This window comes from Chryseobacterium sp. FR048 (assembly GCF_056844665.1).
Genome location: NZ_JBXDSE010000002.1, coordinates 186,764 through 212,707 on the forward strand (window position 1 = coordinate 186,764; position 25,944 = coordinate 212,707).

At 36.5% G+C, this 25,944-nt stretch carries 28 protein-coding genes; 17 read left to right on the forward strand and 11 right to left on the reverse strand.

From position 1 onward, the window contains the following. Nucleotides 1-2 precede the first annotated feature (2 nt). The 6 genes from AC106K_RS05755 to AC106K_RS05780 are packed head-to-tail and all read left to right on the forward strand — an operon-like array spanning nucleotide 3 to nucleotide 4,535. Entirely contained in the window at nucleotides 3-1,493 is a 1,491-nt protein-coding gene (locus tag AC106K_RS05755; RefSeq protein WP_482443673.1) for a phytoene desaturase family protein, read from the forward strand. A gap of 1 nt (nucleotide 1,494) precedes the next feature. Beyond that, entirely contained in the window at nucleotides 1,495-2,331 is an 837-nt protein-coding gene (locus AC106K_RS05760; RefSeq protein WP_482443674.1) for a phytoene/squalene synthase family protein, read from the forward strand. 57 nt (nucleotides 2,332-2,388) lie between these two features. Continuing rightward, entirely contained in the window at nucleotides 2,389-2,853 is a 465-nt protein-coding gene (locus tag AC106K_RS05765) for an SRPBCC family protein (RefSeq protein ID WP_482444746.1), read from the forward strand. A 5-nt stretch (nucleotides 2,854-2,858) separates the two neighbouring features. Continuing rightward, complete coding sequence (locus tag AC106K_RS05770; protein ID WP_482443675.1) at nucleotides 2,859-3,311, forward strand: sterol desaturase family protein; 453 nt, start codon at nucleotides 2,859-2,861, stop codon at nucleotides 3,309-3,311. After that, a complete protein-coding gene (locus AC106K_RS05775) occupies nucleotides 3,308-3,997 on the forward strand; it encodes a lycopene cyclase domain-containing protein (RefSeq protein WP_482443676.1) in 690 nt (229 codons plus the stop codon). Before AC106K_RS05770 ends, AC106K_RS05775 begins: the two co-directional genes overlap by 4 nt. Then, complete coding sequence (locus AC106K_RS05780; protein WP_482443677.1) at nucleotides 3,987-4,535, forward strand: lipocalin family protein; 549 nt, start codon at nucleotides 3,987-3,989, stop codon at nucleotides 4,533-4,535. The genes AC106K_RS05775 and AC106K_RS05780 overlap by 11 nt, the downstream gene beginning before the upstream one ends. A 92-nt stretch (nucleotides 4,536-4,627) precedes the next feature. On the opposite strand, the gene AC106K_RS05785 is transcribed toward AC106K_RS05780, so the two are convergent. Beyond that, nucleotides 4,628-6,250, reverse strand: coding sequence for a hypothetical protein (locus tag AC106K_RS05785; RefSeq protein ID WP_482443678.1), 1,623 nt, complete (start codon nucleotides 6,248-6,250; stop codon nucleotides 4,628-4,630). Nucleotides 6,251-7,047: 797 nt separating this feature from the next. On the opposite strand from AC106K_RS05785, the gene AC106K_RS05790 reads away from it, so the two are divergent. Continuing rightward, the gene (locus tag AC106K_RS05790; RefSeq protein ID WP_082126100.1) at nucleotides 7,048-7,347 is read left to right on the forward strand and encodes a DUF883 domain-containing protein; all 300 of its coding nucleotides are present in this window, start codon (nucleotides 7,048-7,050) and stop codon (nucleotides 7,345-7,347) included. A gap of 134 nt (nucleotides 7,348-7,481) precedes the next feature. On the opposite strand, the gene AC106K_RS05795 is transcribed toward AC106K_RS05790, so the two are convergent. Continuing rightward, on the reverse strand, nucleotides 7,482-8,099 hold the full coding sequence (locus AC106K_RS05795) for a Crp/Fnr family transcriptional regulator (RefSeq protein ID WP_482443679.1): 618 nt from the start codon (nucleotides 8,097-8,099) through the stop codon (nucleotides 7,482-7,484). A 200-nt stretch (nucleotides 8,100-8,299) separates the two neighbouring features. On the opposite strand from AC106K_RS05795, the gene AC106K_RS05800 reads away from it, so the two are divergent. From AC106K_RS05800 to AC106K_RS05825, 6 genes are read left to right on the forward strand one after another with little or no spacing between them, the layout of a single operon-like run. Then, the gene (locus AC106K_RS05800; protein ID WP_482443680.1) at nucleotides 8,300-9,775 is read left to right on the forward strand and encodes a hybrid sensor histidine kinase/response regulator; all 1,476 of its coding nucleotides are present in this window, start codon (nucleotides 8,300-8,302) and stop codon (nucleotides 9,773-9,775) included. A gap of 5 nt (nucleotides 9,776-9,780) precedes the next feature. After that, the gene (locus AC106K_RS05805; RefSeq protein ID WP_482443681.1) at nucleotides 9,781-13,383 is read left to right on the forward strand and encodes a response regulator; all 3,603 of its coding nucleotides are present in this window, start codon (nucleotides 9,781-9,783) and stop codon (nucleotides 13,381-13,383) included. Nucleotides 13,384-13,398: 15 nt separating this feature from the next. Next, a complete protein-coding gene (locus AC106K_RS05810) occupies nucleotides 13,399-13,761 on the forward strand; it encodes a response regulator (RefSeq protein ID WP_482443682.1) in 363 nt (120 codons plus the stop codon). Next, entirely contained in the window at nucleotides 13,761-14,591 is an 831-nt protein-coding gene (locus AC106K_RS05815; protein WP_482443683.1) for a CheR family methyltransferase, read from the forward strand. The genes AC106K_RS05810 and AC106K_RS05815 overlap by 1 nt, the downstream gene beginning before the upstream one ends. Nucleotides 14,592-14,602: 11 nt before the next feature. Next, nucleotides 14,603-15,172: a chemotaxis protein CheB gene (locus tag AC106K_RS05820; protein WP_482443684.1), complete on the forward strand. Its 570-nt coding sequence runs from the start codon at nucleotides 14,603-14,605 to the stop codon at nucleotides 15,170-15,172. A gap of 28 nt (nucleotides 15,173-15,200) precedes the next feature. Further along, entirely contained in the window at nucleotides 15,201-15,572 is a 372-nt protein-coding gene (locus AC106K_RS05825; RefSeq protein ID WP_482443685.1) for a response regulator, read from the forward strand. Between the two features lie 53 nt (nucleotides 15,573-15,625). Here the strand turns inward: AC106K_RS05825 and AC106K_RS05830 are convergent, their stop codons facing one another. Beyond that, nucleotides 15,626-15,913 carry a hypothetical protein gene (locus AC106K_RS05830; RefSeq protein ID WP_482443686.1) on the reverse strand — a complete coding sequence of 96 codons (288 nt, stop codon included), beginning with the start codon at nucleotides 15,911-15,913 and terminating at the stop codon, nucleotides 15,626-15,628. A gap of 145 nt (nucleotides 15,914-16,058) precedes the next feature. Between AC106K_RS05830 and AC106K_RS05835 the strand changes: the two genes are divergently transcribed. The 3 genes from AC106K_RS05835 to AC106K_RS05845 all read left to right on the forward strand — a co-directional run bounded on the left by AC106K_RS05835 (nucleotide 16,059) and on the right by AC106K_RS05845 (nucleotide 19,152). After that, nucleotides 16,059-17,342: a cryptochrome/photolyase family protein gene (locus AC106K_RS05835; protein WP_482443687.1), complete on the forward strand. Its 1,284-nt coding sequence runs from the start codon at nucleotides 16,059-16,061 to the stop codon at nucleotides 17,340-17,342. Nucleotides 17,343-17,378: 36 nt separating this feature from the next. Then, complete coding sequence (gene hemH / locus AC106K_RS05840; protein WP_482443688.1) at nucleotides 17,379-18,407, forward strand: ferrochelatase; 1,029 nt, start codon at nucleotides 17,379-17,381, stop codon at nucleotides 18,405-18,407. 64 nt (nucleotides 18,408-18,471) lie between these two features. Then, on the forward strand, nucleotides 18,472-19,152 hold the full coding sequence (locus AC106K_RS05845) for a MarR family winged helix-turn-helix transcriptional regulator (RefSeq protein WP_482443689.1): 681 nt from the start codon (nucleotides 18,472-18,474) through the stop codon (nucleotides 19,150-19,152). A 357-nt stretch (nucleotides 19,153-19,509) separates the two neighbouring features. Here the strand turns inward: AC106K_RS05845 and AC106K_RS05850 are convergent, their stop codons facing one another. From AC106K_RS05850 to AC106K_RS05880, 7 genes are all read right to left on the reverse strand, one after another. Next, entirely contained in the window at nucleotides 19,510-20,067 is a 558-nt protein-coding gene (locus tag AC106K_RS05850; protein WP_482443690.1) for a DUF4256 domain-containing protein, read from the reverse strand. 154 nt (nucleotides 20,068-20,221) lie between these two features. Further along, entirely contained in the window at nucleotides 20,222-20,623 is a 402-nt protein-coding gene (locus AC106K_RS05855) for a DoxX family protein (protein WP_482443691.1), read from the reverse strand. Nucleotides 20,624-20,641: 18 nt separating this feature from the next. Then, nucleotides 20,642-21,220: a YdeI/OmpD-associated family protein gene (locus tag AC106K_RS05860; RefSeq protein WP_482443692.1), complete on the reverse strand. Its 579-nt coding sequence runs from the start codon at nucleotides 21,218-21,220 to the stop codon at nucleotides 20,642-20,644. 65 nt (nucleotides 21,221-21,285) lie between these two features. Next, nucleotides 21,286-21,771: an SRPBCC family protein gene (locus AC106K_RS05865; RefSeq protein ID WP_482443693.1), complete on the reverse strand. Its 486-nt coding sequence runs from the start codon at nucleotides 21,769-21,771 to the stop codon at nucleotides 21,286-21,288. Between the two features lie 237 nt (nucleotides 21,772-22,008). Next, nucleotides 22,009-22,335 (reverse strand): ArsR/SmtB family transcription factor, encoded by a 327-nt coding sequence (locus AC106K_RS05870; RefSeq protein WP_482443695.1) that lies wholly within the window; start codon nucleotides 22,333-22,335, stop codon nucleotides 22,009-22,011. Between the two features lie 241 nt (nucleotides 22,336-22,576). Beyond that, a complete protein-coding gene (locus tag AC106K_RS05875) occupies nucleotides 22,577-23,008 on the reverse strand; it encodes a DUF6597 domain-containing transcriptional factor (protein ID WP_482443697.1) in 432 nt (143 codons plus the stop codon). Between the two features lie 212 nt (nucleotides 23,009-23,220). Next, nucleotides 23,221-23,616: a VOC family protein gene (locus tag AC106K_RS05880; RefSeq protein WP_482443699.1), complete on the reverse strand. Its 396-nt coding sequence runs from the start codon at nucleotides 23,614-23,616 to the stop codon at nucleotides 23,221-23,223. Between the two features lie 102 nt (nucleotides 23,617-23,718). Here AC106K_RS05880 and AC106K_RS05885 point away from each other — a divergent pair, with 102 nt between their 5' ends. Next, complete coding sequence (locus tag AC106K_RS05885) at nucleotides 23,719-24,270, forward strand: SMI1/KNR4 family protein (protein WP_482443700.1); 552 nt, start codon at nucleotides 23,719-23,721, stop codon at nucleotides 24,268-24,270. A 64-nt stretch (nucleotides 24,271-24,334) separates the two neighbouring features. Here the strand turns inward: AC106K_RS05885 and AC106K_RS05890 are convergent, their stop codons facing one another. Next, entirely contained in the window at nucleotides 24,335-25,942 is a 1,608-nt protein-coding gene (locus AC106K_RS05890; protein WP_482443702.1) for an SCO family protein, read from the reverse strand. Nucleotides 25,943-25,944 lie beyond the last annotated feature (2 nt).

Consider the following 25,944-nt stretch of genomic DNA (forward strand, 5'->3'; position numbering starts at 1 on the left):
TAATGAATACTGGAAACTTAAGAAAGAGAATTGCCGTGATAGGTTCAGGATTTTCCGGACTGTCTGCTGCTGCATATGCTGCGAAATCCGGAAATGAAGTGCATGTGTTTGAAAAACATCACCAGCCTGGTGGACGTGCAAGGCAATTTAAAACAGATAAAGGTTACGTTTTCGATATGGGCCCCAGCTGGTACTGGATGCCTGATATTATTGAAGGCTTTTTCACTGATTTTGACTGTAAAGCATCTGATTTTTTTAATCTCGTTTCTTTAGATCCTCAGTTTGAGATGGTTTTTTCAAAAGAAAAAATTTCAGTTCCCAGGAAAAACGAAGACATCCGTGAGCTATTTGAAAAAATAGAACCCGGAGCGGCCAGACAATACGATCAGTTTATGAAGTCTGCCCAATTTAAATATGAGGTGGGTATGAAAGACTTTGTAACAAAACCTTGTTATAACTGGCTTGAATTTGCTTCTTTAAAAATTGCGGGCAGTGCGCTGAGTCTTGATCTTTTAAGTAATTTCAGAAAATATGTTTCGGGGTATTTTACTGACCCGAAGCTAAGGTCCCTGATGGAATTTCCGGTTATATTTCTCGGAGCTTCCCCACAACGTATCCCGGCTCTTTACAGTCTGATGAATTACGGGGGCTATGTTTTGGGAACAAAATATCCTATGGGTGGTTTTTATCAGCTTGTTCTTGCGATGAAGGAAGTGGCGGAAAGACAAGGGGTGAGCTTTCATTTTAATCACGAAGTACAGAAAATCAATACGGAAGACGGAAAGGTAACCTCCATAACAGTAAATGGTGAATCGTACGAATTTGATGCTGTCATTGCTTCGTCAGATTACCATCATACAGAAACATTGATTCCAAAGTCACAGAGAAATTATAATGAGGCTTATTGGAAAACCAGAACCTTTGCTCCTTCCTGTCTTATATACTATCTGGGGATCAGAGGTGAAATTCCTCACTTAAAACATCATACCCTGTTCTTTGAAAATAAACTGGACAATCATATAGACTGTATATATATAAATAAGAAATGGCCTGCCAAACCACTTTTTTATGCCTGTTGCCCTTCCAAAACAGATCCGGAGGTAGCGCCTGAAGGTTGTGAGAATCTCTTTTTGCTGTTACCCCTTGCCCCTGGTATACATGATGAAGAATCCACCAGAGAAAAATATCTGATGGAGATGCTTGAAAGAATTGAAAAGCATACCGGTGATGCTGATCTTGTTTCCAGAATAGAATATAAAAGAAGTTATTGTGTAAGCGATTTTATTTCCGACTATAATGCCTATCAGGGTAATGCCTACGGACTATCCAATACTTTATCGCAGACAGCTGTCTTAAAACCCAAAATAAGAAACAGAAAGATCAGAAATCTTTTTTATACAGGACAGTTAACCGTTCCCGGTCCCGGAGTTCCGCCATCAGTAATTTCCGGAAAAATAGTAGCGACTGAAGTCAGTAAACTAAAAATAAAATAATATGAAAAAATTGTTTGATGAATTGTCTTACGAAGTCAGTAAGTACACTACACAAAAATACAGTACCAGTTTTTCATTAGGAATACTGGCGTTGAAGCCTTCCATCAGACCTGCTGTTTATGCTGTTTACGGGTATGTGCGCCTGGCAGATGAAATTGTGGATAGCTTTCATGGTTATGATAAAGAGAAGCTTCTGAATAGATTAAAGGTTGAAACCTATGAGGCACTCGAAGATGGCATATCGCTCAATCCTATTTTGCATTCATTTCAGGAAACCGTTCGTCATTATGATATAGACAGGCAGCTGATTGATCAGTTTTTACACAGCATGGAAATGGACCTTCATAAAATTGAATATAATTCCGAACAGTATAAAGAATATATCTATGGATCTGCGGAAGTTGTAGGGCTCATGTGCCTGCAGATATTTACAGAAGGTGATAAACAGCAATATGAGAAGCTTAAACCCTATGCAATGAAACTAGGGTCTGCTTTTCAGAAAGTTAATTTTTTACGGGATCTGAAGGATGATTATCAGATTTTAGGAAGGACTTATTTCCCGTCCCTGAATATGTCAGTCTTTGATAATACAGTAAAAGCCCAAATTGAAAAGGAAATTGAAGAGGAATTCAAAGAAGCATTACTGGGAATCAAAAAACTGCCGGGTTCATCCATTTTCGGAGTATACCTTGCTTACAGATATTACCTTTCCCTGTTTGAAAAGATAAAGAAAACAAGTTCTCAGAATATGCTGCAGCAAAGAATCAGAATCGCGAACTCAAAAAAACTGCTCGTTGCATTCAAAAGCTATATTCGTTACAAATCAGCTTATTTCTGACAGTAGAATTCCGGCTGAAAATGATTTTTCGGAACGTTTAACGATCAATAAAAATAAATAATGTACAGGTTATACAGAGAACAACAACTGAGTTGTAATATTGAAACGGCATGGGAATTTTTTTCATCCCCTCATAATTTATCGGAAATAACCCCGGAGAGCATGAACTTTGTAGTGCTTTCCGACGTGAAGGATGAGCCTATTTTTAAAGGAATGGAAATAGACTACACCGTTTCTCCCTTATTGGGAATTCCGATGAAATGGAAAACCATTATCAGCCAGGTTGAAGACTATAAAAGCTTTACAGACTTTCAGAAAAAAGGTCCGTACAAGCATTGGAATCATTTTCATGAATTTATTCCTAATGAGCATGGCGTACTTATGAAAGATACGGTAGACTACGAACTCCCGATGGGGATTTTAGGTAAAATAGCCCATCAGTTATTTGTAAAAGAAAAACTCAATAGTATTTTCGATTACAGGTACAGGGTTTTGAATGATCTTTTTAACAAAAAAACATAATTAAAATGAATGTTCTGATCGTTTTGGGGGTATTTATTGCCATGGAAGGCGCTACCTGGCTGATCCATCGGTATATTATGCATGGTTTTCTATGGATTCTGCACCGGGATCATCATGATCATAGCCAAGATGGCAAACTTGAAAGAAATGATTGGTTCTTTTTCATTTTTGCAAGCCCGGCTATTGCCTTATTATATCTGGGAGTACAGCAGGATTTCAGTTATTGGTTTTTTATCGGTCTGGGAATCAGTCTTTACGGGATGGCCTATTTCTTTGTGCATGATATTTTTATTCATCAGAGAGCGAAGATTTTTACCAAAACAAAGAATCCGTACTTCCTTGCCATAAGACGTGCTCATAAGCAGCATCACAAACATCTGGGAAAAGAAGAAGGGGAATGTTTCGGCTTTCTGTGGGTTCCTGTTAAATATTTTAAACTGTATTTCAATAAAAAATGATGCCTTATACTTACATACTGATTAATTTTTTCACGGTCATTATCTGCTTTCTGGCTTCTTTTGACGGACGGATACAGTTTAATAAACTTTTCGGGAAATTCCTGCTGTCGTCTACCATTGTAGCAATTCCTTTTATTGCCTGGGATATATGGTTCACGGCAAAAGGAGTATGGTGGTTTGATCTCAATTATACCTTGGGATTTAAAATAGCAGGACTTCCCGTAGAAGAATGGCTGTTCTTTTACTGTATTCCCTTCGCATGTGTTTTTACTTACTATTGTCTGGAAAAGTATTTTACCCTTGGCTGGACTGATGCTTTTAATAATCTCATTGTATTTGCATCTGTTATCGTTCTTGCTGTTGTAGGGCTGCTTTATTATGAAAGAATATATACTTTGCTTACAGTGATCGTAACGATAGCTACACTTTGCTATCTGCATTTTATTGCTCAAAAAGAATGGTTGGGAAAAGCCAGTTTTGTTTACCTGATTTTGATGCCCGGATTTTTTGCAGTGAATGGAATCCTTACAGGTTCTTTAATTCCTTCACCTGTTGTTAATTATAACCCTGATGACTTTTTAGGAATTAGAATGGGGACTATCCCTGTTGAAGATGCTGTTTACGGTTACAGTCAGTTTTTACTCAATATTTATTTCTTTAAAAAAATAACTGAAAATGAAAAATAGAATAATTTTTACCCTATTGCTAAGCTTCGTATTGATGAATAGTATGACCTCCTGTTCCTCTATGCCTGAAAAAGCTCAGCCTGTCAGTCAGTTTGATGTCAACCGATATTTAGGTACATGGTATGAAATAGCAAGATTCGATTATCATTTTGAAAAAGATCTTGATAATGCAATCGCTCAGTACAGCCTTAATGCAGATGGAAGCGTGAATGTGGTCAACAGCGGATATAATTTTAAAAAGAACAGGTGGGTATCTGCTAATGGTACCGCGAAATTCAGAGGAGATAAGGATATTGCAGCACTTAAAGTAAGCTTTTTCAAGCCTTTTTATGCCGGATATAATGTAGTTGCGCTGGAAGATTATAAATACGCATTGATTGCCGGGAAAAACTTAGACTATCTCTGGATTCTGTCCCGTGAAAAGACTATTCCTGAAAATGTAAAACAGAATTTTATCACCAGGGCTCGGGAGATCGGTTATGATACATCAAAACTTATCTGGGTAAAACAGGATAAAAAAAGTCCGTTCGACAAATAAATGATATTAACTTAAAATCAAAAAATGCTATTCATGATTTCTGGTTTGAAAAAATCTCCTGTTGTTATTTGAAACAACAGGAGATTTATTTTTTATTTAAAAGTTGCTTCTAACTTTTGTTCGTTTTGAGTTTTGATCAATTCATTTAAAGATGTTATATCATTGATATTTAGCAATATCTTGTTTTTTGATTGATCTTTCTTTCTATATGCATCGGCAAAATAAGCTGCATATATATGACTCACATTTAGTAAGGTTCTGTATTGAATATCTTTTTTAGGATCTAATGAAAAATTTGATATTCCGTGACAAGAGAAACAGGTGGTATTTTGATGATACGTTTCCATCGTAATATTTGTCGCATTTGGACTTCCAGCCAATTTTAAATTTCCTGTGTTAAATTGCTGATAAACATCTACATTTCTAGACTCCTTGCTATTAAGCATTGCTAGCCATATATTACCGTTATAGTATTGCTTAATTTCACTTTTATTAAGTGCTTTTTTATTTAATTCATTAGCAAGATCAGCATGTCTTCTATATTCAGAATTATTTGGATGATCATATTTTTTTTGGGATATACCTAATGGATATTTACGATATGCTTTATCAGCTATTTTACCTTTTTTAGTTGAGGTATCAAACTTAATAGCATTCAGAGAATCTGTTGCACTAAGTTCGCCTTTTTTAAATAATAAAAAATCGGTTTCTGTTTTAGCAATTGGCTGACTGTTATTTGTATTTGGTTTGAATCTGTGTCTTTGTTTCGAATTCAAATCAGTTAAGTTATTTAGATTATCTGGAGCTAAATCCTGACCTTCAAAAGTTGCCCAAAGCATTTCTGGAAACCCTTCTACTTTGCCAACGATATGTAAACCAACAAGAGCGACAGCGGGTATATTTTGATAGTTTAGAGGATTATTAATGATTAGATTTATATTAGTATAATCATTTTTTCTGGTGAGAGAATCTAATTTGTTTAAATAAGCTTTTTTTATTTGTGGTACATTATTTACAATCAGATAATTTTTCTGTTTATCTTTAGGAATTGCATTAAGATCTACCCAGGCAGCCTTTAGTTCTAATGAATAATTATTATAGGCCTCTGTTGAATCGCTTATATTTGTAATCCCTTTTTTTACTTTCTCTATAGCAGAAGATGTCGCTTTAACCATCTGATCATACATAATTTTATTCATATGTATCGAATAAAAAACAGTATAATCTTCAGAAATCCCAGCAAAGTCTGTGTTTGATTTTAATACAGGATGGTCACTGCCTGCCTGATGAAATGCAAATAATTTTAAAGCTGATTTATTCTCATGATATACAGGTTCTCCGTATTCCGTAATTTGAAAAATATTCTTTGAATCATCCAGGAACAATGGCAAACCATTTTGAGTTTTTTCATTTTTTGAATCTTTAATGGTCTGTGTTAAATGCAAATATTTTTGCCAGGACCAAGTGTGAAATGCTCTCGCAGAATCTTCTTTGGTTATAACTAAAGTATCATTTTTCCATAGATTATTATCATCTGTATCGGGGATGAATGATTTGTTATAATTTGAAAAATACTTTTTCTCAAAATGGTCTATAGACTCCTTATCATTTTTATTCATTTCTATAGACTCTATAGATTTTTTACAACAAATAAGGCTGAAAATAGTACCTGTCGTTATGCTCAAAAGCATTAGTTTTTTGAATTTTAATTTCATGTTATTAGTTTTTTGAGTTATTAGTTGATTATCTTTTTAAAATTGCAATAACATTCTTTAATTATAACCAGGGTGATTCTAAAAAAAAATATTACACTATTTTAAAATTTCCATTTTATAAAACATAACTTTTTAAGTTTGTCATAAAAACAATATTAATGTAATTTTTTTAAAAATAATTCAGTAGTAATACCTAATTTTGAAATAATGTATTATGAAATGGGTGCTATATTTTCGTGTGGTATTTAATTGAATCTCCTATCTTGACTTTATCAATTTTTATGCTAGGAAGTGAGATTGAAAAGCTGCCAGATGACCCCAGAATTAAATGGATGATGCTAACTAAGGAGAGAACGAGCCTATAGAAGTATTACTGCTGCGACAGGAAGTAATATCAAAAAATAACTTTAGAATTCGGAAGTGGTGGAGATTGTATGTGCCTGGATTGAACCACTTATATTAAGTGTATAATTTCTAGAATGAAAGTTTACAGGGGAAAATTTTAAACCTTGTCAAATGTCCATTGGAATTTTGATCCCAATACAACGATTATGGAGAGCGATTGGTTTGAAGGAAGCAACAGGAATCAGATGTTTTCTGGAATGACCTAAACGGAGGAAATGATGTGCAACTTATTATGGGACAGCAGCCTAATTTGTTACAAAATTTAACCAATGCTGGATATGATTTAATTATCGTAAATGGTGATTTGATAATTTATGAAATTTTAACATTTACAATAATATTTTAGGTATAGAAGTTGTTTATTTATATACCAATTACTAAAATATTATATTATGAACAATTCAGATTACAACAAAGCGGAAAATGCAGTTAATGAAACAGAAAACTCTTTAAAAAATGCAGCTGATAATGCAAAATGGAAGATCAGTGAACTGGCGGATAAAGCGAAAGATTATATCAATGAAAAAAGAGATAATGATCAGGAAGCTACGCAGGAAGACTGGTTAGACAGAGTAAAGTCAAATGTGTCTGATGCCTGGGAAGATATTAAGGACAAAGCAGATGAGGCATGGGAAAAGACTAAAGATGCCGCTGAAGATGTAAAAGCAGAATGGAGAAAGAAAACCAATTAATGGTAGTTTAATCGATAAAGACCGGAACTGAGAAGTTCCGGTCTTTATTGTTGTTGGTAGTGTATTTATATTCTAATTTCTTGATTTGATACTTAATATTTTCAATACAATAACAGGAAAAGTGGCTGGAAATTTTAATATAGAATTCTGCGGCCTTCCAGTTTTATTATTTCATTGTTCACCATCTTTTTTACGGTTCTGATCACCGTTTCTACCCTCAATCCTGTAAGATCAGCAATTTGCTGGCGGGTAAGTTCTATAGGAAAACACTGCTGGCAGTCTCCGTCATGATAACTTTTCAGATAATCCAATAATCCTTTAAGGCGCTGGATAGGATCTGCTGATGCCATATTACGGATCATTAAACTATTATAATATAACCTTTGTGATAAGCACAAATTCATTTCCATAGAAAGATCAGGATGATTTTTAAGCATTTCTATGAAATTACTTTTAGGCATTCTGATTAATTCTGTAGTCTGTAAACTTACAGCATTGGTAGGATAAAGCTTTTCGATAAAGAGAAGTGGATCTCCAAAACTTTGATTTTTGCCAAGGATGTTATGAATAAATTCTTTCCCGTTTTCAGTAAACGTGTTCAGCTTTACTTTGCCGCTGATAATCTGAAAATAATATTGTGAATGTTCACCCTCTTTAAAAATGAATTCTTTGGGTTTATAGATAATAGTTTCACCCCCAAACAAGTAAAGAGTTTTTACATCGATATTCATACAGCTTATTGTCTTTTTCATAGCTTTATTTTTTTCTGAAAATTAGACTGTGTTTTCTTACATCTGATAAACGATTTCAATCCTTATGCCATTCATATTTTTTTTCATAAAATGTGGTATCAAATCCTCAGATATAATCATGTAAAAATTGCTGTTTTTTCAAATATTGTGAGTATTTTTGAAGTTAAAGTATCTGTAACTAATTATTGATTTTAACTTCTATGATTTTAATTGTTGATGACAACCAAAGTAATCTTTATTCACTGCAAAAATTACTCGAATCTAAAGATTTTCAGGTTGAAACGGCCGGCTCCGGGGAGGAGGCTCTGGGGAAAGCACTGAAAAATGACTATGCCTTAATTATCCTAGATGTTCAGATGCCTGACATGGGCGGCTTTGAAGTTGCAGAAACACTTGCCGATTACAGCAAGACCAAAGATGTACCTATTATATTTTTATCCGCTGTTAATACAGATAAAAGATTCATCACCCAAGGGTATGCTTCCGGTGGCAAAGATTACGTAACCAAGCCTGTAGATCCTGAAATTCTTCTGCTTAAGGTCAAAACGTTCTATCATCTTCAGGAACAGAATATGGCAATGAAAAAAACACAGCAGAATCTGGAACTGGAAGTGAAAGGAAGAAGAGAATCTCAGGTAACGATGAAGTCTCAGATTGATCATTTTCATCTCATGCTGGAATCCCTTCCTCAGATTGCATTTACCCTGAATGAGGACGGTATCGTTGATTTTGTGAATGGCAAATGGTATCAGTATTCTGAAGAAGAACAGAGCTTTCCCGAAACCCATCCTGATGATCACAATATCAGAGAAGAACTGGATAGATGCATGAGAAAAGGAAAAGCACTCGAATTAGAGATCAGAATTAAAAATAGGGTTTCAGGCAATTACCGTTATCATTTACTGAGAATAACACCTGTATATGATGAAGACCGTATCAAAAACTGGGTAGGAACATTTACAGATATTGACGATCAGAAAAAAGTAGAAAAGGAAAAAGATGAATTCTTAAGCATTGCAAGCCATGAATTAAAAACACCTCTTACCAGTATTAAAGCATATGTTCAGTTATTAGAAAGAAAACTGAAACTAAACAAAGACAGTCCCGAAGCAGGATTTGTTACAAAAGTTCAGGGGCAGATTGAAAAGCTGAATACCCTCATCACAGACCTTCTCGATGTATCAAAAATTGAAAATGGAAAACTGAAAATCAATAAAAAGCCGGTTAATCTGGAAAGTGTGATCAGTAACGCCATTGAAACCATCCTACAGACCCATGATGAGCAACAGGTAAAAATTGAGCGCCACGGAACAAAACCTGATATTTTAATTCCTTTGGATGAGATCCGTATTGAGCAGGTACTGATTAATTTTCTGACCAACGCCATCAAATATTCACCCAATAATAATCAGGTGATTGTGACCACCTTTGTAGATCATGAAGCCCAGGAAGTAAGAGTAAATGTGACTGATTTTGGAATCGGGATACCGGATTTTAAACAGGATGCAGTATTTAAAAAATTCTATCGTGTGGAAGAATCCTCATTACAGTTTCAGGGAATGGGAATCGGATTGTTCATATGTGCTGAAATCATCAAGCAGCATCATGGAAGCGTGGGTGTTTCCAGTATCGTAGACGAAGGCTCTACATTTTATTTTACCCTACCTTTAAATTAATTTTCATGCCGAAAAAAATTATACGAAATCTTCAGATCGGAATAGGCTTTTCGCTTTTGATTTTAATCGCAAGTTCAGTGGCTTCATACTGGAGTATTCAAAATCAGATGAATCACCGTGAAAGCCTTTCCCAAAGCAGACGTTCTGTAACCGCTGTTAAAGATATTCTGGTGGCCCTGCTGGATGCAGAAACAGGAAACAGAGGCTATCAGCTGACCGGTAGAGAAGATTTTCTGGAACCTTACAAACGGGGCGTTAGAGAATATTCTAAAGCTTTAGTGCTGGCAGAATCATTGGGCGTGCAGGATAAAAACCAGCAGGAAAGGCTTGCCGTATTAAAAATAGCAGTCAGTCAGGTAATGAATAATCTGAAAAACCTGGTGGAAAACAGGAGAAGAGGAATTATAATGACTCAGCAGCAGATTGTTACTGGCAAAGCCTATATGGATGAATGCCGTAAAATTGTAAGAGACTTTGTACAATATGAGGAGAGCCAGGTTGAAATTAAAAATAAAGATCTTACGCGCTCATCAGAAACAACGGTGATCTTTATTGTTTTTTCTGCATTAGCTGCAATTGTGGTGACAGCATTTTTCTATTTTAAAATGCGTGCAGACCTTATCAGAAGAGATGAGCTGGAGAAAATGCTGAGAGACAAAGACCAGGAAATGACCCGCCGTGTAAGTGCTATTCAGAAAATTGCGAACAGAGTCGCCAATGGAGATTACAGTGAGAAAGCTGTAGATAATGCAGAGGATGATCTGGGTGATCTTGTAGAATCCCTGAATCATATGACAGAATCATTAAAAATATCTTTTGATAAAATTAATAAAAGTGACTGGCGCCAGAAAGGACTTGCTTTGCTGAATGAATCCCTGGTAGGGAATAAATCGGTACAGGAAGTTTCCAATAAAGCTTTACATCAGTTGATTGAGTATGGAAACTGCATCAACGGATCATTATATCTTTTTGACGAAGGTATTCTGAAACTCAATAAAGCATTCGGGCTGGAAGCCAATATGAAAAGAACTTTTGAACCGGGTGAAGGAATGGTGGGCCAGGCTTTCCTGAACGCTACAACACAAGTGTACAATAATCTTCATGAAGATGATTTTGTAGTAACTTTTGCCAGCAGTACCATCAAAATCTACGGGATTATTCTTATACCGGTTTTTGCAGATGGACATGTGATAGGAGTGCTGGAGCTGGGATCTACCTCTAATTTTGATGACGACAGAATCAGCTATTTTGAAGAATGTAGTATTAATATAGGTATAGCCCTGAATGCAGCAAAAGGAAGAGAAAAAGAACAGCAACTCTTAGAAGAAACACAGGCGCAGTCTGAAGAATTACAAGTGCAGCACTCTGAGCTTGAAAATCTCAATACTGAACTGGAAGCTCAGACCCAGAAACTTCAGGCTTCAGAAGAAGAACTCAAAGTACAGCAGGAAGAGCTGATGCAGGCTAATGCAGAACTGGAAGAACGCTCAAGGTTGCTGGAAGAAAAAAATCATTTAATTGCAGAACGCAACAATGAGATCCAGAAAAAGGTAGAAGAACTGGCGCTCAGCACCAAATATAAGTCTGAATTTTTAGCCAATATGTCCCATGAATTGCGTACACCGCTTAATTCAATCCTTCTTTTATCAAGGCTAATGGCTGAAAATCCGGATGAAAACCTTAATGAAGATCAGGTAGAGTCTGCCAGAGTTATTCAAAGCTCAGGAACCAGTCTGTTAACCTTAATCGATGAAATTCTTGATCTGGCAAAAATAGAATCCGGTAAAATGACCCTGGAATATCAGGAAGTTATTATTGAAGACATCATAAAAGATCTGAAAAGTCTTTTCAACCCTGTATTTCAGGAAAAAGAACTTCCATTCAATATTCTTATAGATTCAGACGTACAGAAAGTTATTGAAAGTGACCGTCTCAGAATTGATCAGGTATTAAGAAACCTGTTGTCTAATGCTTTGAAATTTACCACAAAAGGAAGTATTGACTTACATATCAGAAAACATTCAGAAAAACCAGATTTTCTGCTATTTTCAGTAAAAGATACAGGGATAGGAATTGCAGAAGATAAGCAGAAAATTATTTTTGAAGCATTCCAGCAGGCTGACGGATCTACAAAAAGAAAATTTGGAGGTACCGGGCTTGGCCTTTCAATAAGCCGTGAAATTGCAAAACTTTTAGGGGGTGAATTGACTTTGAAAAGCGAGGTGAATAAGGGCAGTGAATTCAGTTTCATGATTCCTGTACATCCTGTAAATGATGTTATTCCGTCTGAAACCGATCAGGATCTGGTAGAAATCATCCGCGAAGATGTAGAAGAAATTCAGAATATTCTTGATGAAAAGGAAAGCATTCCTACAAACACTTTGGAAATTCCCGAAGAGGTTGCAGATGACCGCGATAATATTCAGAACGGAGACAAGATTATTCTGATTGTAGAAGATGATACCAATTTTGCAAAAGCTTTATTGAAATATGCCCATTTACAAAACTATAAAGGGATTGTAGTGGTAAGAGGTGATCATGCTCTCTCAGCAGCTCAGCAGTATCATCCACATGCTATTTTACTGGATGTTCAGCTGCCCGTAAAAGATGGGTGGATGGTTATGGACGAACTTAAGTCTGATACACTCGTTAAACACATTCCGGTACATATGATGTCTGCCCTGCATGTGAAAAAAGAAAGTCTTATGAAAGGGGCGGTAGACTTCATCAGCAAGCCTGTGGCTTTGGATAAAATGACTGATGTATTCAGGAAAATTGAAGAAGCATTACAAAAAGGAACTCAAAAAGTTCTGATTGTTGAAGAAAATGCCAAACATGCTGATGCTTTGTCTTATTTTCTGAGCAATTTTAATATTTCCTTATCAGTAGAACATAATGTTGAAGATAGTGTTAAAGCGCTGACTTCCGATCTTGTTGATTGTGTTATCCTGGATGTGGGAGGTGAAAAAGGAAATGATTACCATGTGATAGAGTCAATCAAAAGCTATGAAGGACTTGAGAACCTTCCGATTATTATTTTTACCGAACACCATTTATCAAAAGAAGAAGAACTCAAAATAAAGCAATATGCAGACTCTATTGTTGTGAAAACAGCACATTCCTATCAGAGGGTTTTAGACGAAGTGGGTTTATTCTTACATCTCGTAGAAGAAAAAAATGAATCCGCTGAAAATAACAGAGGCAGAATGCTGGGCTCGTTAAAAGAAGTGCTGAGTGGAAAAAAAATACTCATTACAGATGATGATGTACGCAATATTTTTTCTTTAACCAAAGCGTTGGAAAAATATAAAGCAGAAGTAATTGTAGCCATGGACGGAAAACATGCTCTTGAACAAATTCACCATCATTCTGATGTAGATGTGATCCTGATGGATATGATGATGCCGGAAATGGATGGCTATGAAACCATTAAGGAAATAAGAAAAATGCCGGCATTTAAAAGACTGCCTATCATTGCGATCACAGCCAAATCAATGATTGGAGAACGTGAAAAATGTATCACTGCAGGAGCTTCTGACTATATTTCAAAACCTGTAGATATAGATCAGTTATTATCACTTCTTCGTGTTTGGTTATATGAAAGTTAAACAGATAAAATTCTGATGAAAAAGAAAATCTTAATCGTGGATGATGACCCACGCAATATATTTGCATTGAAACTGACCCTTAAAGCCCGTGGATATGCAGTTGAATCCTCTACCATGGCTCAGGAAGCTTTAGAAATACTGAAAGCCGGCACGTCTTATATTGTTCTGATGGACATGATGATGCCCGGGATAGATGGCTATGAAGCTGTCAGAATGATAAGGAATACTCCCGAAATCAAACACGTTCCTGTAATTGCCGTCACGGCACAGGCAATGGCTGAAGATCGTCAGAAATGCTTAGAGGCAGGAGCTGATGATTACGTATCAAAACCCATTGATGTAGATCTGTTAATAAAAGCAATAGAAAAACTTTCATAATGCTGGAACCAAGTATCGTAAAAGATGAAGAAATAGAATATCTTATCAGAGATGTGTATGATATGTATGGCTATGACTTTTCCGGTTATAGCAGAGCTTCATTCAAAAGAAGAGTAAACCGCATATGTCTTTTAGATCGCTTTACGAGTTTTGCAGAGCTCAGATACACTATTATGAATGATACAGAATATCTAAAACGTTTTGTAGAAGAAGTTACAGTAAATGTTACGGAGATGTTCAGGGATCCCTCATTTTACAAAACATTGCGCGACAAGATTCTGCCACAGTTGGGTACCTATCCGCTGATCCGGATATGGATTGCAGGATGCTCCACCGGAGAAGAAGCGTATTCTGTAGCCATTCTCCTGAAAGAAGCAGGCCTTTACAGTAAATCTCTGATTTATGGTACCGATTTGAATCCTGCCGTTCTAGAAACGGCCAGAGCAGGGATCTTTCCACTACAGCAGATGAAACTGTATTCAGAAAACTATATACTTTCCGGAGGAATCAAAGATTTTTCTGATTACTATACGGCCAATTATGACAGCGTAAGATTTGATAAAAGCCTGCAGGAAAAGTTAATTTTGTCAACACACAATCTTGTATCAGACAGTTCTTTTAATAGCTTTCAGTTGATTTTGTGCAGAAATGTATTGATTTATTTTGACAGGGAGCTGCAGGAAAGGGTATTCAGGCTTTTCGATAACAGTCTGGAGAATTTAGGTTTTCTCGCATTGGGCGCAAAAGAAACACTCCGATTTTCTACTATTGAAAAAAATTATCATCAGGTTGAAGATCAGAAGATCTGGAAAAAAATTGACCACCATTAATAATTGCGGTTATGAAATCACAAACCAATACAGAATTAATTGTTATAGGAGGATCAGCGGGAAGCTTACAGGTCATTATAGAAATGATCAAAAATCTGGATCATATGACTCCTGTTCCCATTGTACTTGTGATCCATCGCAAAGCACAATCCGGGGATGTTCTACGGACTTTACTGCAACAGTTTACCCAAATAGCCGTTGTAGAAATTGAAGATAAGACAGAACTTGAGGAGAATACCATATATCTTGTTCCAGCAGATTATCATCTGTTGTTTGAGGATCATAAAAATATGTCATTAGACAGTTCTGAGAAAATGAATTATTCCCGTCCTTCCATAGATGTGACATTCAGGTCTGCAGCAGAGATTTACGGCGAAAACGTGATTGGTGTCCTTTTATCAGGAGCTAATGCCGACGGAGTAGAAGGGCTTGGTTATATAAAAAAATATAAGGGAAAAGCCTGGATCCAGGATCCGGAAACTGCAGAAGTAGAGTATATGCCAAGACATGCTATAGAGGAAATTGATTATGATTTAATAATCACTCCCCATACTTTAGCGAACTATATAAAACAATTGTAATATTTCAGAATAGAATAATCTAAATAATATGAGTAAAAAGAAGATTTTAATTTTTGATGATGATACAACTATTTTAGAAGTGATCACCATTATATTTGAAGAAAACGGATACGATGTCAGAATCTCAGAGACGTCACACGATATCCTTGAGAAAGTGGCAGACTATCAGCCGGATGTTATCTTAATGGATAACTGGATCCCTAAAATTGGTGGGGTGGAAGCTACGAAACTGCTTAAAAGTACTGAAGAATTTAAGCATATTCCGGTCATTTATGTTACAGCTAATAATGATATTGTAGCTTTGGCATCAGAAGCACAGGCAGATGACTATGTTTCAAAGCCTTTTAACCTGGATGATCTGGAACTAATGGTTGCTAAACATATAGAAGCAAAGGTGTAGGAAATGCCGGGCTTATACATCATCATAAAACTCTCAGATTTTGAGAGTTTTTTTTATTGGTTCTCCAATGCGGATATAATCTGGGTTTTTGTAAGTGAACAGGTGTTAACATGCTGAATCAAAGAAGATAATAAAAAGTAAAGATCGGGGTTTTCCAGCGTAATCTCCGAAAATGTTTTCACAAGAATAAGTTTCTTTGAAACAATATTATGCACAACAACGTACTCATTGCAGACATCAACATCCATATTCAAATCCTTTTTTATAACCAAACTGAAGTAATCATCAATATATTTTTTATCTCTGGTTAAATGTAGCTGTTCGGTTTTTATAGGGTCCATAACTATTATTTTATGCCTTATTTATTTTAAACAAGTTTTATGCCGTCTTAAAATATTTGGTTTATAAATGTACTTTTTTGCTATTTAGTAGTATATTTGTATTTAAATTAAAATAACAAAGACTATATCTTTTTTAAGACAGATCATGGATAAAGTGAATATTTTTTGGTTCAGGAGGGATCTCAGGCTGGAAGACAATACGGGGCTACATCATGCCCTGAATGCAGGAACAAAGGTTATTCCTGTCTTTATATTTGATACCGAAATACTGGATCAGCTTCAGGATAAAAGGGACAGAAGGGTAGACTATATCCATCAGGCATTACAGCAGATTCACAAAGAACTGAAAAGCCATAACAGCGGACTGTATGTTTATCATGGCACTCCAATCGAAGCCTTTAAAAAAATAATCCAGGATTTTAAGGTAGATCGGGTTTTTTGTAACAGGGATTATGAGCCGCAGGCAATAAAACGGGATCGGCAGATCGCTGATTTCCTGCAGGGGCATCATGTTCAGCTGATAGATTTCAAAGATCAGGTCATATTTGAAAAAAATGATATTCTAAAAAATGACCTTTCTCCCTATACAGTTTTTACCCCATACTCAAAAAAATGGAAAGAAAATCTGAAAAATATAGAAACTTTTACGCTCAGCGAAAGCCATTTTGTCAGCTATAACGGATCTCCAGAGATCATTTCACTGAACGAAATCGGATTTGAAAAAACGGATCTTCATTACATAAAACCTGAACTGAACAGTCAGGTAATAGATTCTTACGGAAAATACAGGGACTTTCCTGCAATGGATCATACCACGCACCTGGGTATAGCACTTCGTTTTGGAACCATTTCGGTAAGGAAATGTGTACAGTATGCTGCTAAACATAATGAAGTATGGCTTAATGAACTTATCTGGAGAGAGTTTTTTATGCAGATTCTGTATCATTTTCCAATGGTTGTCCACCAGTGTTTTAAAACAAAATATGAAAATATTGCATGGAGAAACAACGAAGAAGAATTTAAAGCATGGTGCGAAGGGAGAACAGGCTATCCTATTGTAGATGCAGGAATGAGGCAGCTGAATGAAACCGGATTTATGCACAACCGCGTAAGAATGATTACGGCAAGCTTCCTTACCAAGCATCTTCTGATTGACTGGAGATGGGGCGAAGCTTACTTTGCTGAAAAACTGTTAGACTATGATCTGGCAGCCAATAACGGAAACTGGCAGTGGGCTGCAGGCTGTGGCTGTGATGCGGCTCCCTATTTCAGAATATTCAATCCCTACGAACAGACAAAGAAATTTGATAAAGACGCTCAGTACATCAGAAAGTGGCTCCCTGAAGATTACAGGGAAAACTCCATTGTAGAACACACAAAAGCGAGAGAAAGAGCATTAACTACTTATAAAGAAGCCCTGGCGGAATAACACGTCATATACTATTCACGAATAAAATAAATAACATTGGCAAAAAAAGGAATTTTATTAATCAATCTTGGCTCTCCGAGATCCACTGCTGTAGAAGATGTAAAGGAATATCTGGATGAATTCCTGATGGATGAAAAAGTAATTGATTATCGCTGGATCTTCCGGGCACTTCTCGTTCAGGGAATCATTTTAAAGACCAGACCAGCAAAATCAGCAGAAGCTTATAAAACCGTATGGACAGACGAAGGATCTCCACTTATTGTGATCACAAAAAAGATCCAGAAGAAGCTGCAGAATCTGGTGGATGTACCTGTGGAAATAGGCATGAGATATGCAGAACCAAGCATTGAAACCGGCATCAGGAATCTTGTTGAAAAAGGAATCACAGAAATTGTACTGTTTCCCCTTTATCCGCAATATGCAATGAGTACCACCGAAACCGTGATTGAAAAAGCAGAAGAAATCAGAAAAAAGAAATTCCCCGGTGTAAGAATCAATTATGTGCAGCCTTTTTATAACCGGGATCTGTATACCGATTGCCTCGCGGAAAGCATCAGGGAAAAACTTCCTCAAAACTTTGATGCGCTGTTGTTTTCCTATCATGGTGTTCCCGAACGGCATATTTACAAAACAGATCCTACAAAAACCTGCAATATGAATGATTGCTGTTATAAAGATAACCATCCCAGCCATTCGTTTTGCTATCGTCACCAATGCTTTAATACGACCGAATCTGTCATCAGGAAACTTGAATTGCCGAAAGATAAAGTCATTGTTTCTTTTCAGTCCAGATTAGGAAAAGATAAATGGATAGAACCGTATACCGATCATACATTAGAAACCATTCCGGGAAGAGGAATTAAAAACCTTGCAGTAGTTTGTCCTGCTTTTGTTTCAGACTGCCTGGAAACCCTGGAAGAAATTTCGGTTGAAGGAAAAGAGCAGTTTCTGGAAGCTGGGGGCGAAAACTTCACCTATATTCCTTGCCTGAATGACGAGGATCGGTGGATTGAAGTGATCCGGACCTTGTGTGAAGAACAGCTCGATCAATTTTATTTCGTCTAGTTTTGAGTATATTATTGCGCAATTCTTTTGGAAATTAGGTATTTTTGTAAACTATTTAGCGGATATGAATTATACACTTATTAAAGATTTTATAGACTTGTTGCAGGAATTCGAAAACGAAGTCCAGGCTTCTCCTGATTTATATCCGGGGACAGTTCAAGGCTTTAAAGCATGGATTTCTGATAAGGAGAATACAGAACAGAGAAATCATTCCGAAGAACCCTACTGGGAGGGTAAGGAAAATGGAAGAACGCCGGAAAGTGCAATAAGTACATTGCTTGTTCATCTGAACCGGTATGCTAAGACCTATTCAAAGTCTGCCATCCTGGATTCTGAATTTTCCACCCAGGAAGATTTTATCTATCTCATCAATCTGAAAGCGTTCGGTGAGATGACGAAGATGGCGCTTATCAAAAAAAACATTCATGATAAACCTGTAGGGATGCTCATCATTACCAGACTTCTTCGTCAGGGACTTATTGAGCAGACAGATTCTGATCTGGATAAAAGAAGTAAACTGATCCGTATTACTGAAAGAGGACTGCAGATCCTGGAAAACCAAATGGAAAAGATCCGCCAGGCGACCAATATTGTTGCAGGAAATCTTACCCACGCAGAAAAGATGGAACTGATCCGTATCCTTAATAAGCTGGATCGCTTCCATTATCCTATTTTTTCAAGGAACATCAATTCAGAACAACTTATTAATACTGTTTATGATGAGTATACATTTAAAATTTCTTAGAATATTAAAGTGAGAATACTGGTAAATTATACAGAGCTTTTAGTAGTTTAACATTATCATTGATTAACTTGGAAAATCAATGCGTGCCTATGATGCAGTCTTTATAGCATAAAGCATTAAAAAGAGGATATAAACTTAAAAAGGTTTTATTTCAAAAATAAATTTTTAAATATTGGGTTTTAAGTAAAATAATTAAACTTATAGGGTTGTTTATCTGTGTAAATCTGTGGTTTAGTTTAAACCATAAAAGTCACAAAAGTCTTTAAACCCTTTATTTTTTTTAAGTGATATGCTTTACGTATAAGAAGTACACATAAGCTTTGAAAAATCTCTGATTTTTATTTCCCACTAATACTCTCAAACCCTCAAACTCCCCCTAAACCCTCTCGCAGCATAATAAGAATCTGCCCCGTTATGATAGTAGAATACCGTATTGTATCGTCTGTCGCAGAAAACGGCTCCTCCAAGCTCCCGGATAGAAGAAGGTGTCTGTACCCAGCTGGAAGTTTTCTGGTCAAATTTTCCAAGTTCCTGAAGGTGGCGGTATTGTTCTTCAGTTAAGATTTCAATGCCCATTTCTGAAGCTTTATCAATAGCGTTGCTTTCCGGTTTGTTGGCCTTTCTTGATTCCCAGGCAGGGTAATCATAGCAGAGGCTTCTGCGCTTTGGGCTTTCCGGGGAACAGTCGAAGAAGAGGTATTCATCTGTTTTTTGGTTGTAATCTACAACGTCCGGTTCGCCTTCGGTTTCTTCCATTTCGTTTAAAGACCATAGTTTTTCAGGATTGGATTCCAGTTTAGATTGAATCTTTTCCCATTTTAGTCCTTTGTGGCGGAACATATTTTTTTCAAAACGGTTTTTCAGGATTTCCAGAAGAGCTTTGCTTTGTTCGGGAGTTAAGGATTTCTTTTTCATATTAAATTTTGTTTTACTGTTTGTTCTTTTGAAGAGTGGGTTCCTGTTGTTTAAATCGCAAAGGCGCAAGAGGTCTTAAAGGCTGAGAATATTTTTAAGGCGCAAAGATTTTATCTCCGATAAAATTACTTTTAAACGACTTTACTATTCAAAATTATTTTTCAATAATAGTAATTTTTCTGTTAGCTGGTCGAGAATACCATGAAATAATAACCAGAACAAGCAGCAAGACAGCAGGAAATGTTCTTCCGGCAATATCTCCCACAATAAGATGTGAGATTACAGCGCCAGACATTACGAAGAAAAATCCGGCATAAGCCCATTCTTTTAATAATAAACGTTTCGGAATAAGTATGGCAATGACCCCGAGAAGCTTCCATACTCCAATGATGGTCATAAGGTAAGCCGGATAGCCAAGATTGGTGAAATTGGCAAGCTCATCTTTATTCTTCATAAGCTGAACAATAGCTGTAGAGACCATCCCTAGTGACATCCAAAGGGTAAAAACCCAATAGATGATTCTTTTTCTTTTTTCAGATTGATTTGATGTTTCCATATTGATTATGTTTTGTGATTAGTCGTTAAGGCCTTTTCCTTCGAGGATCTGGGGAATACATTTTTCTATTCTTGATTCCCGGGTTTTAGATTGCTTGGCAGAGGAAAAGTGGAGTAGGTAAGCCCTTTGACGGCCTGGTGTTAAAGATTCGAAAGCTTCCTTTAATGGGGCATCCTGATCCAGTTTATTTTGAAACTCTTCAACCATTTCAAAATCTTTGGTTTTCTTCATTTCAACCTTAGCTCCGGATTCTTCAATCTCAACAGCTTCAAACATATAGGCCCGAAGTTCTCTTTCAAGATCATTAATCTGTTGAAGGTCTGTAAAACGGATTTGCCTTGCTGCCTGTACATTTTCAGATTGCTGAATCAAAATCTGATCAGGGTCTTTCATCAAAGCTCCTTTAAAAAAGAGTAGGGCACAATATTCTTTAAATCCGTGAATTAAGAAAATATTTTTCCCTTCATAAGTATAGCAAGGGCAGCCCCATTTTAAATCTTCTACCAATTCGGTACTTAGAGCAATGGTTCTTAATTTTTCAAATTCTTCTTTCCATTGGGTGGCTTTATCGAAGAAAAAATCAACTTTTGTATTCATGGGTGTTGGGTTTAGGGGGGCGGGATACGAGGTCCGAGATGGCTAAACGATAATAATTTTAAGATTTACTCCTCGAAACCCGAAACCCGTACCCCATTAAACATTTCCTGCAAACGATTATGCGCCATATTAATTCCCTGCGCAAAAGGCATTTTCAGATGCTGATCTCTGAAGTCTACAGATTTATAAATGGTTTGAATGGTGATTTTGCTAGTGGTATCCGTTAGTTTTTCAAATTCTAAAAACTCAATCTGTGGTGGAAAGGGGGTGTTTTCCATTTGAAAAGTCCTTATAATTTTTTCATTCTGAACAATATCATGAATGGTTCCATTGGCGCTAAACATCACTTCTCCTTGAGGATTTGAAGTTTCGAAACGGTAACTTCCGTGGGGGTGGTTTTCAAACTTGGTCACTTTGGTTCCCATCCATTGTTCGAAAAGTTCAGCTTCTGTATACGCTTTGAAAAGCAGTTCTACAGGAAGATCAAATTCTCTGATAATAAAGATTTCCTGTTTGCTGTCTTCTGCGTGGATTTTTGTTTTAAGTTCCATATTTTGAGGGTTTTGGGTTTTGGCGGTGCGAGATTCGTGGTACGGGATGCGGGTTGTTGAGTTTCGTGATCCGAGGTACGTGTTATTGTTTTTCGTGGTGCGAATTCGAGTTATTGAGGTTGAGGATACGAGTAAAGGGCTTTTATTTGGTTTTTTATTTGTAAACTTATATTGCTAAAACCCCGAATCCCGAAACTCAACAACACGCACCTCATAACTCGTACCTCGTATCCCGCATCACGTATTTTTCTCCTGATACGCCTTCATCACACTTTCCAGCTTATTGAATTTCTCATCCCACATTTGACGGAATGGCTCTATAAAATCGGCTATTTCTTTCATTTTATTGGGATTGAGGTGGTAAATAATTTCACGGCCGTTTTGTTCCGATCTCAGCAGTTCACATTCTGTAAGGATCTGAAGATGCTTGGAAACGGTAGGTCTTGCGGTATCGAAATTGGAAGCAATGGCTCCTGCAGTCATAGATTGTGCAGCCACCAGCATCAGTATAGATCTTCTGGTAGGGTCTGCAATCGCCTGGAATACATCTCTTCTTAAATTCATTATGTAGTTATTTGACTACAAATATATGTGTAGTTATTTAGCTACGCAAGTTTTTTTGAGAAAATTATTGATTTTTAATAAAAAGACCTTTTGCAATTTTAAGCAAAAGGTTAGTATAGAATTTGTTTTATCTTTTACTATTAATACATAGATAATTAATCACTTTATATTGCAGCTTTTGTTTGGGTTGCTAGAATTTCGCTATCAGTAAATTCTGAATATCTTTCTGATAGTTTATTTCTCAAACCAACAACAAAAGCATTTTTTCCCGGATTGTTTTGGAGTGGAATACCTTTTCCCCCAACTCGGTTCCGGCTGCTCCGAATAGTTTTTCTAATGGAACAGCCTGATCGTCCATTTCTTTTATAGGAATGGTTGTGAATGGAAGAAAACCTTCATGATGGAAGCGGACTGAAAATATTCCGGTAATCCCTGTGGGCTCAATCTTCAAAGGTTCGGTAAGCTGCCCGAAAACACAATTTCGTGGTTGTACAATAGCTTCTCCATCAATATATTGCCTGTAGAGATCTCCATAATGAAAGATCATTTCCATGCAGCCATCCGGGACAATGGTCTGTGACTGAGGGATGTCTTCCTTTGGGCTCTCCAATGTCCAGTAGCATTTTATCAGGGGGGCCAGCTCAGCATGAGGCTGAAATGTTTGATAATCCATAGGGTTCTTACAATTCTGATGTTATAAAACTATGAAATAAAATCATCAAGGGTAAATATTTTATGAAAAACAAGACCTTTTTAGCCTAAAAACAGAAAACTCATAAAAAGCCCATAAAACCAGTGTATTTCCATTCAGTACCTATGCTATCTGACTGAAAATACACCCGATTTATGGGCGAAAATGAAATTTAAGGTAATATTTCAGGATCTTTACATTTTGAAGACATTAAATTTATGTCCATCAGGATCTGCAAAGACAAAACCGTAATAATGGTTTCCAAAGCGTTCAGGTTTAGAAATAATGGTTCCGCCGGCATTCTCAACTTCTTCAGCCCATTGGTTTACCTGTTCATCGTTTTCGGCAGAAAGTGTAAATATGATTTCGTTAGAGATTTGAGAATCACCGAATGCTACACCTTTTACATTGGTTTCCAGTATATTTTTCAGGAAAAAATGGATCACAAAATTATTTTCTCCGAAAAAAAAGCTCACCAGCTCATTAGAAGTATGCGGATTGTTGGGAGTACATCCTATAGCTTCATAAAATTTTTGGGTACGTTCCAGATTGGTAACAGCCAGATTAGCCCAGATCATTTTAGGTTTCATATTATATTATTTTTTGGTTAAGGTAAAATTAGTTCCTTTTAAAAAGATAAAGGTTGCCATGTGACAAGATTTTGTATATTTTTAATGAACAGAAAGAATGAGATGGAAAGAATAATCGAGACACTGAATTCACATATACAAAAACTCAGGCCTGAATTTTACAGCAATCTGAATCCTCCTTTAGACGATTATGATATTCAAAGCCTTGAGAGGAAATACAATATTCAGATTCCGGAAGACCTGAAGATCTTGTATCTGTGGAAAAACGGGCAGGAGAGTGTCTGTTATGAAGCCTTTGTGAATAATTCAATGTTTATACCTCTGGAAGAAGCTCTTGAGATTGCTCAGGAACTGACCGGGATGATTGAGACTGATTTTGAGATGGAAAACTGGTGGAATGAAAACTGGATTCCGGTTTTTCATAATGGTGGCGGAAGTTATATCTGTTATGATTTGAAAGGTATTTTTACAGGAAATAAAGGGCAGATCCTGGAATTTTGGAACAGGGATAATGACCGGAATGTGATGGCTTTCAGTCTTACTCATTTTCTCAACCAATTAAACCTTTATTATGAAGAGCAATCAGGAGAATTCGACGAATTTTTTACTGTTGAACATGAAAACGGCTTTCCAAAGAGGTTTATTGCAGGATGATTTAACATAATATAGTAAAAATGTAAAATGAAACCTGATTTTGGAAACACCCAGAAAATTAGCATTAAGAATATCTGTGGCGGACTATCTGTTCACGCAGATAATAGAATAATTTGTGGTATAATTTGAAGCTTAAACTATTCAATAAAGTTGCCAAAAGGGTTAAGGATATACCCAGTATCAACAATGATGAATGTAGGCCCAGCCAATAATTCAGTCCTAATATCGATGTTCCGATTAAAGCCAAATGAAAAGGAAGCAACCCGTTTCTTCGCTTTGAAAGCCGATACAGATTAATTAAATTGAATACTGCGAATCCTATAAATACATAGATCAGCCAGGGTTGGTGTTTAATGGAAACAATACTGCTCAATCCTATTAAATTTAAATAGGCCGCCCAGCACATTGGACATTTCGGGAAAAACGCAATCAGTATTGGGAGAACAACTGTTGAGGTTCTATTGAGAACTGAAGGTTTTTCTACTACAGTTTCTTCCTTTTTTTCGGGATGTATTACTTTATCAAGTTCAGCTAAAATCAATTTCGAATCCGCCTGAAAGCGCAAAAAGGAGCATTCAATTTTCCCTTCCGGATTAATGATATACACTTCAATTCTGTGAACATTCACCGCGTTCCCTTTATAATTGACGCCAATATTTAACTGTTCTATCATTTCTTCCATGCCCGAAGTTACCCGGAACATTTTATTGTGATCATCAAAATTGAATTTGCGGTTTTCCCCATAAGATTTAAGTATACTGCTCGTATCATATAGAGGGTCATAAGTAATGGCAGCCGTCTGAATATGGGAATAATCTTTATTTTGGGCTATTTCTTTCTGAATATCAACCAGATTGTATATCGTTTGAATACATTTCCGTGGATTATGACATTGGGTATAAAAGAAAGAAAGTATGGTGTATTTCCCTGAAAAATATTCATTCCATTTAAAAACGGTACCATTTTGATCTTCTAAATCTATATCGCTCAGATCAATATCTGTATTTGCATTCTGAGAACTATCACGTTGATTATAAATTTCCAGAGGAATACTGCAACAGTCATCATCTGGCTGAGCAGAAGCTTCTATAGCAACAATACAGTCTGCTAAAAGCGCTTTGTTTTTAGCATTGATATAATCTGATAAATTGCTTTCTATATGATATAATTCCGGTAATACATATTGGGCGGTTCCCTGTTGCCATTTCAATGTCTCGAAAATCTCTTTCAGAGCAGAAGTGTTTTCTTCTTCATTAAATGGCGCTGCATAAGCAGAATAATTTACCGTTATATCGCCTTGCCATATATTGTAAATACTCTTGCATAAGAAACCGGCTACACCGGAATGTGGTTCTTTCATCCCTCTGATAGCGCGGGCCGCTGCTGCAACGGTGTAGGGATAGAAAGAGGTTTCGAGTTCTTCCAGAATATACGGCAGTCCCCGCTGAGGCAATCCGATATGATGGAATGCCTCAATGAGGTAAGCCCGCATCCGTTGAGAGGAAAGCGAGCTTCTGTCTTTATAAATAATATGTCTTTCTGATAAAAGATTTACCAGTAACAGCCCATTAAACTTTTGATCTGTTACTTTTAATAAATCAATCAAACGAACGAAATCGTCTGTAGACGTTTCACTTCTAAGCGATTTTATCTGTTGGTCGAGAGTAGACATAA

What these genes read in the sequence shown, in the direction of transcription:
- AC106K_RS05755 (WP_482443673.1), top strand. Translation starts at nt 3, where the DNA reads ATGAATACTGGAAACTTAAGAAAGAGAATTGCCGTGATAGGTTCAGGA.
- AC106K_RS05760 (WP_482443674.1), top strand. Translation starts at nt 1,495, where the DNA reads ATGAAAAAATTGTTTGATGAATTGTCTTACGAAGTCAGTAAGTACACT.
- AC106K_RS05770 (WP_482443675.1), top strand. Translation starts at nt 2,859, where the DNA reads ATGAATGTTCTGATCGTTTTGGGGGTATTTATTGCCATGGAAGGCGCT.
- AC106K_RS05775 (WP_482443676.1), top strand. Translation starts at nt 3,308, where the DNA reads ATGATGCCTTATACTTACATACTGATTAATTTTTTCACGGTCATTATC.
- AC106K_RS05780 (WP_482443677.1), top strand. Translation starts at nt 3,987, where the DNA reads ATGAAAAATAGAATAATTTTTACCCTATTGCTAAGCTTCGTATTGATG.
- AC106K_RS05785 (WP_482443678.1), bottom strand. Translation starts at nt 6,250, where the DNA reads ATGAAATTAAAATTCAAAAAACTAATGCTTTTGAGCATAACGACAGGT.
- AC106K_RS05790 (WP_082126100.1), top strand. Translation starts at nt 7,048, where the DNA reads ATGAACAATTCAGATTACAACAAAGCGGAAAATGCAGTTAATGAAACA.
- AC106K_RS05795 (WP_482443679.1), bottom strand. Translation starts at nt 8,099, where the DNA reads ATGAAAAAGACAATAAGCTGTATGAATATCGATGTAAAAACTCTTTAC.
- AC106K_RS05800 (WP_482443680.1), top strand. Translation starts at nt 8,300, where the DNA reads ATGATTTTAATTGTTGATGACAACCAAAGTAATCTTTATTCACTGCAA.
- AC106K_RS05805 (WP_482443681.1), top strand. Translation starts at nt 9,781, where the DNA reads ATGCCGAAAAAAATTATACGAAATCTTCAGATCGGAATAGGCTTTTCG.
- AC106K_RS05810 (WP_482443682.1), top strand. Translation starts at nt 13,399, where the DNA reads ATGAAAAAGAAAATCTTAATCGTGGATGATGACCCACGCAATATATTT.
- AC106K_RS05815 (WP_482443683.1), top strand. Translation starts at nt 13,761, where the DNA reads ATGCTGGAACCAAGTATCGTAAAAGATGAAGAAATAGAATATCTTATC.
- AC106K_RS05820 (WP_482443684.1), top strand. Translation starts at nt 14,603, where the DNA reads ATGAAATCACAAACCAATACAGAATTAATTGTTATAGGAGGATCAGCG.
- AC106K_RS05825 (WP_482443685.1), top strand. Translation starts at nt 15,201, where the DNA reads ATGAGTAAAAAGAAGATTTTAATTTTTGATGATGATACAACTATTTTA.
- AC106K_RS05830 (WP_482443686.1), bottom strand. Translation starts at nt 15,913, where the DNA reads ATGGACCCTATAAAAACCGAACAGCTACATTTAACCAGAGATAAAAAA.
- AC106K_RS05835 (WP_482443687.1), top strand. Translation starts at nt 16,059, where the DNA reads ATGGATAAAGTGAATATTTTTTGGTTCAGGAGGGATCTCAGGCTGGAA.
- AC106K_RS05845 (WP_482443689.1), top strand. Translation starts at nt 18,472, where the DNA reads ATGAATTATACACTTATTAAAGATTTTATAGACTTGTTGCAGGAATTC.
- AC106K_RS05850 (WP_482443690.1), bottom strand. Translation starts at nt 20,067, where the DNA reads ATGAAAAAGAAATCCTTAACTCCCGAACAAAGCAAAGCTCTTCTGGAA.
- AC106K_RS05855 (WP_482443691.1), bottom strand. Translation starts at nt 20,623, where the DNA reads ATGGAAACATCAAATCAATCTGAAAAAAGAAAAAGAATCATCTATTGG.
- AC106K_RS05860 (WP_482443692.1), bottom strand. Translation starts at nt 21,220, where the DNA reads ATGAATACAAAAGTTGATTTTTTCTTCGATAAAGCCACCCAATGGAAA.
- AC106K_RS05865 (WP_482443693.1), bottom strand. Translation starts at nt 21,771, where the DNA reads ATGGAACTTAAAACAAAAATCCACGCAGAAGACAGCAAACAGGAAATC.
- AC106K_RS05870 (WP_482443695.1), bottom strand. Translation starts at nt 22,335, where the DNA reads ATGAATTTAAGAAGAGATGTATTCCAGGCGATTGCAGACCCTACCAGA.
- AC106K_RS05875 (WP_482443697.1), bottom strand. Translation starts at nt 23,008, where the DNA reads ATGGATTATCAAACATTTCAGCCTCATGCTGAGCTGGCCCCCCTGATA.
- AC106K_RS05880 (WP_482443699.1), bottom strand. Translation starts at nt 23,616, where the DNA reads ATGAAACCTAAAATGATCTGGGCTAATCTGGCTGTTACCAATCTGGAA.
- AC106K_RS05885 (WP_482443700.1), top strand. Translation starts at nt 23,719, where the DNA reads ATGGAAAGAATAATCGAGACACTGAATTCACATATACAAAAACTCAGG.
- AC106K_RS05890 (WP_482443702.1), bottom strand. Translation starts at nt 25,942, where the DNA reads ATGTCTACTCTCGACCAACAGATAAAATCGCTTAGAAGTGAAACGTCT.